The 5,160-nt window shown below is 67.8% G+C and carries 4 protein-coding genes; 2 read left to right on the forward strand and 2 right to left on the reverse strand.

Features of this window, described 5'->3' with window-relative positions:
• Window positions 1–34 precede the first annotated feature (34 nt).
• Window positions 35–2,383 carry an MMPL family transporter gene (locus ACNJ7E_RS23560; RefSeq protein WP_280781809.1) on the reverse strand — a complete coding sequence of 783 codons (2,349 nt, stop codon included), beginning with the start codon at window positions 2,381–2,383 and terminating at the stop codon, window positions 35–37.
• Between the two features lie 50 nt (window positions 2,384–2,433).
• Entirely contained in the window at window positions 2,434–3,036 is a 603-nt protein-coding gene (locus tag ACNJ7E_RS23565; protein WP_005253325.1) for a TetR/AcrR family transcriptional regulator, read from the reverse strand.
• Between the two features lie 121 nt (window positions 3,037–3,157).
• Here ACNJ7E_RS23565 and ACNJ7E_RS23570 point away from each other — a divergent pair, with 121 nt between their 5' ends.
• Together ACNJ7E_RS23570 and ACNJ7E_RS23575 are read left to right on the forward strand one after the other, a co-directional pair.
• Window positions 3,158–3,973, forward strand: a complete 816-nt coding sequence (locus ACNJ7E_RS23570; RefSeq protein ID WP_280781810.1) for a class I SAM-dependent methyltransferase — start codon at window positions 3,158–3,160, stop codon at window positions 3,971–3,973.
• A 136-nt stretch (window positions 3,974–4,109) separates the two neighbouring features.
• Window positions 4,110–5,160 (forward strand): aromatic ring-hydroxylating oxygenase subunit alpha (locus tag ACNJ7E_RS23575; RefSeq protein WP_418341092.1); only part of this gene is annotated, 1,051 nt, incomplete at its 3' end.

Genomic DNA, 5,160 nt, shown 5'->3' on the forward strand with positions numbered 1-5,160 from the left:
GGCACTACCAGAAAGGCGCACGGGCGCGAAGCGCCTACCGGACGGGCTGCAGCGGCTCGTCCGCGTCGTGCAGGACCTTCTTCAGTTTCTCGCCCTCGATGTCGACGTTGGGCAGGATCTTGTCCAGCCACTTCGGCAGCCACCACGCCTTGTCGCCGAGCAATGCCATCACGGACGGGATGATCACCATGCGCACGACGAAGGCGTCGAAGAACACGGCCGCCGCCAGGGCGAAACCGATCGACTTGATGAACGAGTTCGGCTCGGCGATGAACGCCGCGAACACCGAGATCATGATGACCGCGGCGGCGCTGACCACCCGGGCACCGTGGTTGAAACCGACGGTGACGGCCTGCTTCGCGGTCGCGCCGTGGACGTATTCCTCCCGCATCCGGGTCACCAGGAACACCTGGTAGTCCATCGCGAGACCGAACACGACGCCGATCAGGAAGATCGGCATGAAGCTGACGATCGGCTGCGGGTTGGAGATGATGCCGCCCCAGCCCTCCTGGAACACCGCGACGGTGGCACCGAACGTGGCCGCGACGCTGAGCAGGAAGCCGAGTGTGGCCGTCAGCGGCACGAGGACCGAGCGGAACACCAGCAGCAGCAGGAGGAAGGCGAGGCCCACGACCACCGCGAGATACGGGATCAGCGCGTCCTGCAGCGTCTCGGACACATCGCCTTCGAGCGCGGTCTGCCCGGTGACGCCGTAGTTGACGCCGATCGAGTCGTGCAGCTCCGCCTCCGCACCGCGGATGTTGTTCACCAGGTCCATCGTCGCCGGATCGCTGGGGGCGCTGCTCGGCGTCACCAGGATCTGCGCGGTGTCGCCGGCCTTGTTCACGCCGACGACCTGAGCGTTGGACACGTCGTCCTGCGCGGTGATGGTCTTCACGACCTCCCCGAACGCCTCCGACGGCGTGCCGGTGGTGACGTCCTTGGCGTCGACGACGACGAGCAGCGGACCGTTCTTGCCGGGTCCGAAGCCTTCGCTCACGAGGTCGTAGGCCTGCCGGGAGCTGGTGGCGGGGTCGCCGGTGCCCTCACTGGGGAGGGCCAGGCTCAGGCCGGTCGCCGGGATGGCGAGCGCCCCGAGCACCACGACTCCGGCGATCAGCGGAATCGCGGGCCTGCGGACCACGGCACTGATGTACCGCAGGGCGAGGCTCGGCTTGCCCTCGTCGTCCTCGAGGTCACGACTGCTGAGGAACGGGATCTTGCCTGCGAACGCCTTCTTCCCGAACAGCCCGAGGATCGCGGGCAGGAGCGTCAAGGCGATTGAGACGGCGATGAACACCGTGAACGCGGCGGCCGCACCCATGTCGGAGAGGAACGGGATCCCGACGACGCGCAGCGCGATCAGGGCGATGATCACCGTGAGACCGGCGAACACCACGGCGGAACCGGCGGTGCCGACGGCACGTCCGGCCGCTTCCGAGCGGTCGTCGGTGAGCGAAAGCTCGTGTCGGAACCGGGACACGATGAACAGCGAGTAGTCGATGGCGACGGCCAGGCCGATCATGATGGCCAGCGTGGGGGTCATCGAGCTGAGGTCGGTGAAGCCGGTGGCGACGGTGATTCCGAGGCTGCCGATCATGATGCCGATGATCGCGGTGATCAACGGCAGACCCGCGGCGACCAGCGAACCGAACGTCAGCGCGAGCACGACCGCGGCCACGCCGATACCGACGAGTTCGGTGGCGCCGCCGGGCGGCTCGGCTTCATTGGCTGCGGAGCCACTGATCTCGACGGTCAGTCCGGCGTTGCGGCCGGCGTCGGCCGCGGCCGAGATCTGGTCGCGCAGAGCCTGGTCGACGTCGCCCATGCCGCCCTTGAACGGCACCTCGACGTAGCCCACGGTCTTGTCGGCGTTGAGCGGAGACAGCGCCTGCGCGTTCGCGACGGCGGCGTCTTCACTGATTCCCTTGTCCGCCGCGGTCGACTTCGCCATCTCGACGAGCTGCTCGTTCGCGGTGACGGGGTTGACCAGTGCCTTCGCGGCGTCGGCGCCCGAGGCGGTGGCGGGATCGACCTTGGCGGCGTCCTGGACCTGGTCGATGCCGCGCACCTTGGCGAGCACCGCGTCCATCGCCTGCTGACTCTGCTCGCTCTCGAGGGTCTGCCCCTCGGGAGCGGCGAACACGTAACGCGCGCTGACGGCGTTCATCGGGTCGCTGCCCGCGGCCTCGGGGAACCGTTCGGCCATCAGGTCCTGCGCCTGCTGCGCGGGGGTGCCCGGGATGGAGAACGAGTCCTTCGTGGGCCCGGACAGCGTTGCCGCCCCGACGCCCATGAGGACCAGGATCACCAACCAGACGCTGAGGACCGCACCTTTTCGCCGGTAGGCGAATCTGCCGATCCGATAGAGATAGGTGGCCACGAGAGGCTCCTTCTGAGTCGGTGGAACGAAGAGTGATTCGGGGCAGCCGGCTACGGCTGCGGGATTCCCTGACGGAGTTGGCGCATGGCGTCGCGGACGAGTTCTTCGGGTCCGCTCGCACCGGACTTGCCGCTCATCCACAGGTCGAGCGACGCCTTGCACGCCGATCCGACCGCCAGGTGCAGCAGGTTGGGGTAGAGGTCGGTGTCGATGTTCGTGCCCGTGCGTTCGGCGATCACCTCACCGACCAGACGGGTGACGCGGAGGTGCACTTCGAGTTTCTTCGCGAGCAGCGCGGGGCTGGTCTCGACGAGTTCCATCATCACCGCGGTCTCTTCGAGCGGTTTCGCCGGATCGGTGACGATCTGGACCACCACGTGCTCGAGGGAATCCCAGATCGGCTCGTCCTCGGGGCGGGCGCGGAGCAGGTCCACCCAGTCGTGGACGGACTGCTCGAAGTGCGCGAGTACCGCCTCCTCCTTGCTGGAGAAGTAGTTGTGGAACGTCCGAGTCGAGACTCCCGCCTCGGACGCGATGGCGTCGGCAGTGACGCATTCGATGCCCAGCGCGCGGGCCAGGCGTGCGGCGGCGCCGCTGAGGGCTGCGCGCGTGGCGGCCTTCTTGCGGTCCCGCAGTCCGATTTCCGAAATCACTATACCGACGGTACAGAACTTGCAGAGCTCTGCAAATTTGCGTGAGAGTGCAACTTTTATGTTCTTGCCCACAGTCCGCGCAGCACTGTGTCGGGAGTCACCGCGGCGTTACGGTGGATTCATGTCCGATCCGACGGCGCCGCTGTCGTTCCGGGCGGACGAAATCGACCGCGCCGCCCTGGACCAACTCGCCGCCGTCCTCGACCTGCAGGCCGCGCGCCCGGGAATCCGGCGACTGCGCGAGTGGTCGCTTGCCGCCCTGCACGTGCAGCCGGGCGAGAGCGCCCTCGACCTCGGATCGGGCACGGGGACGGAGACGCGGGCCCTCGCCGCCGCGGTCACCGCGTCGGGTCGCGCGATCGGACTCGATCCCAATCCCGGCATGGCCCTCCTCGCCCGGGAGCGGGCCGAGAAGGAGGGCTCGACGGCGCAGTTCGTGATCGGCGACGCCTACTCGCTGCCGTTCCCCGACGACCGCCTCGACGTCGTGCGGAGCGAGCGGGTGTTCCAGCACCTGAGCGAACCGGACCGCGCAGCGGCGGAAGTGGCCCGAGTTCTGCGAACGGGCGGACGGGGCGTCATCGTCGACAGCGACTGGGGCACGGCGATCATGCACCCCGGCGATCCCCTGGTCCTGCAGAAGATCATGGACGTGATGCTCTCGCACACCGCGAACCCGCACTCCGGACGGCGACTCCCGGGGCAGCTCACCTCCGCCGGGCTCGTCGTCGAGGACATCGGCACGGAGGCGTTGATCCAGGATCCGGGCGACGTGACCGGCCCACTCGTCCAGATGATGACGGCCGCGGCGATCGCCGAGGGGGCGATCACCGAGGCGCAGAGCGCCGAGCTGCTGGAGCAGCTGAACGCCGCCGCCCGCAGCGGCGACTTCCACATGTCGGTGACGATGTTCGCCTACCTCGTCCGCAAGCCCTGACGAAACCCTTCCGACATTCGGAAACCGAGTGTGGTGGATCACCTCCGGTGCCGCACAGTGGTGGAGACGACGCTGACGCCTCACCGAGTCCGGCGTCACGAATAACGCAGCAGCCCAGCATATTCCGGAGGCCCACATGTCCACGATCGCCCGTAACCAGTGGTACGTCGCAGCCTACGGCCGTGAGGTCGGACGCGAACTGTTCTCGCGCACCATCTGCGAGGAGCCGATCCTGTTCTGGCGGACCGAGGCCGGCGAGGCCGTTGCGATGAGCGACCGGTGCGTGCACCGCCGGTACCCGCTGTCCGAGGCACCGAGCCGGCTTGACGGCGACAAGGTGGTCTGCGGCTATCACGGTTTCACCTACGGCAGCGACGGTGGCTGCGTGTTCGTGCCCGGCCAGGCGCGCGTTCCCCGCACCGCCCGGCTGAAGTCGTACCAGGTGGTCGAGCAGGACTCGTTCGTGTGGGTCTGGATCGCCGACCCGCAGAACCCCCAGCAGGGCGACCCCGCCCGCATCCCCCGCGCACCGTGGATGGATTCCCCCGACTACACCGTGGTCAGCGGCATGGAACCGATCGACTGCAACTACGGCCTGCTCGTCGACAACCTGATGGACCTGTCGCACGAGACGTACCTGCACGGCGGTTACATCGGCACCCCCGAGGTAGCGGAAACCCCGATCACCACGGAGATCGACGAGGACCGAAACGTCATCTACGTGTCCCGGCACATGGACGACGCCGAGTGCCCGCCGTTCTACTCCAAGTCCACCGGCATCGAGGGACGCATCACCCGCTGGCAAGACATCGAGTACACGCCCCCGTGCCTGTACCTGCTGCACAGCCGCATCGCCCCGATCGGCGCACCGCTGCCCGGCGACGACGGCTCCGACCCGCACGCGTTCCACAGCGAGATCGTGTACGCGATCACCCCGTCGACGGAGAATTCCACCCTCGACTTCTGGGCCGTGGCCCGCGACTTCGCGGTCGGCGACGACGCCGTCACGACGTTCCTGGCCGAGAACAACCGGACCGTCGTGATGCAGGACGTCGTAGCGCTGAACATCCTGCAGAAGGCGCTCGACACGGAGAAGGACGGCTACCAGGAGCTGTCGATCAACATCGACGCCGGCGGCCTCGGCGCACGCCGGATCCTGAAGAAGCTGGTCGACGCGCCGCAGGCCG

The sequence above is a fragment of the Rhodococcus mengyinensis genome (assembly GCF_048381435.1).
GTDB lineage: Bacteria > Actinomycetota > Actinomycetes > Mycobacteriales > Mycobacteriaceae > Rhodococcus_F > Rhodococcus_F opacus_D.

What these genes read in the sequence shown, in the direction of transcription:
- ACNJ7E_RS23570 (WP_280781810.1), top strand. Translation starts at nt 3,158, where the DNA reads ATGTCCGATCCGACGGCGCCGCTGTCGTTCCGGGCGGACGAAATCGAC.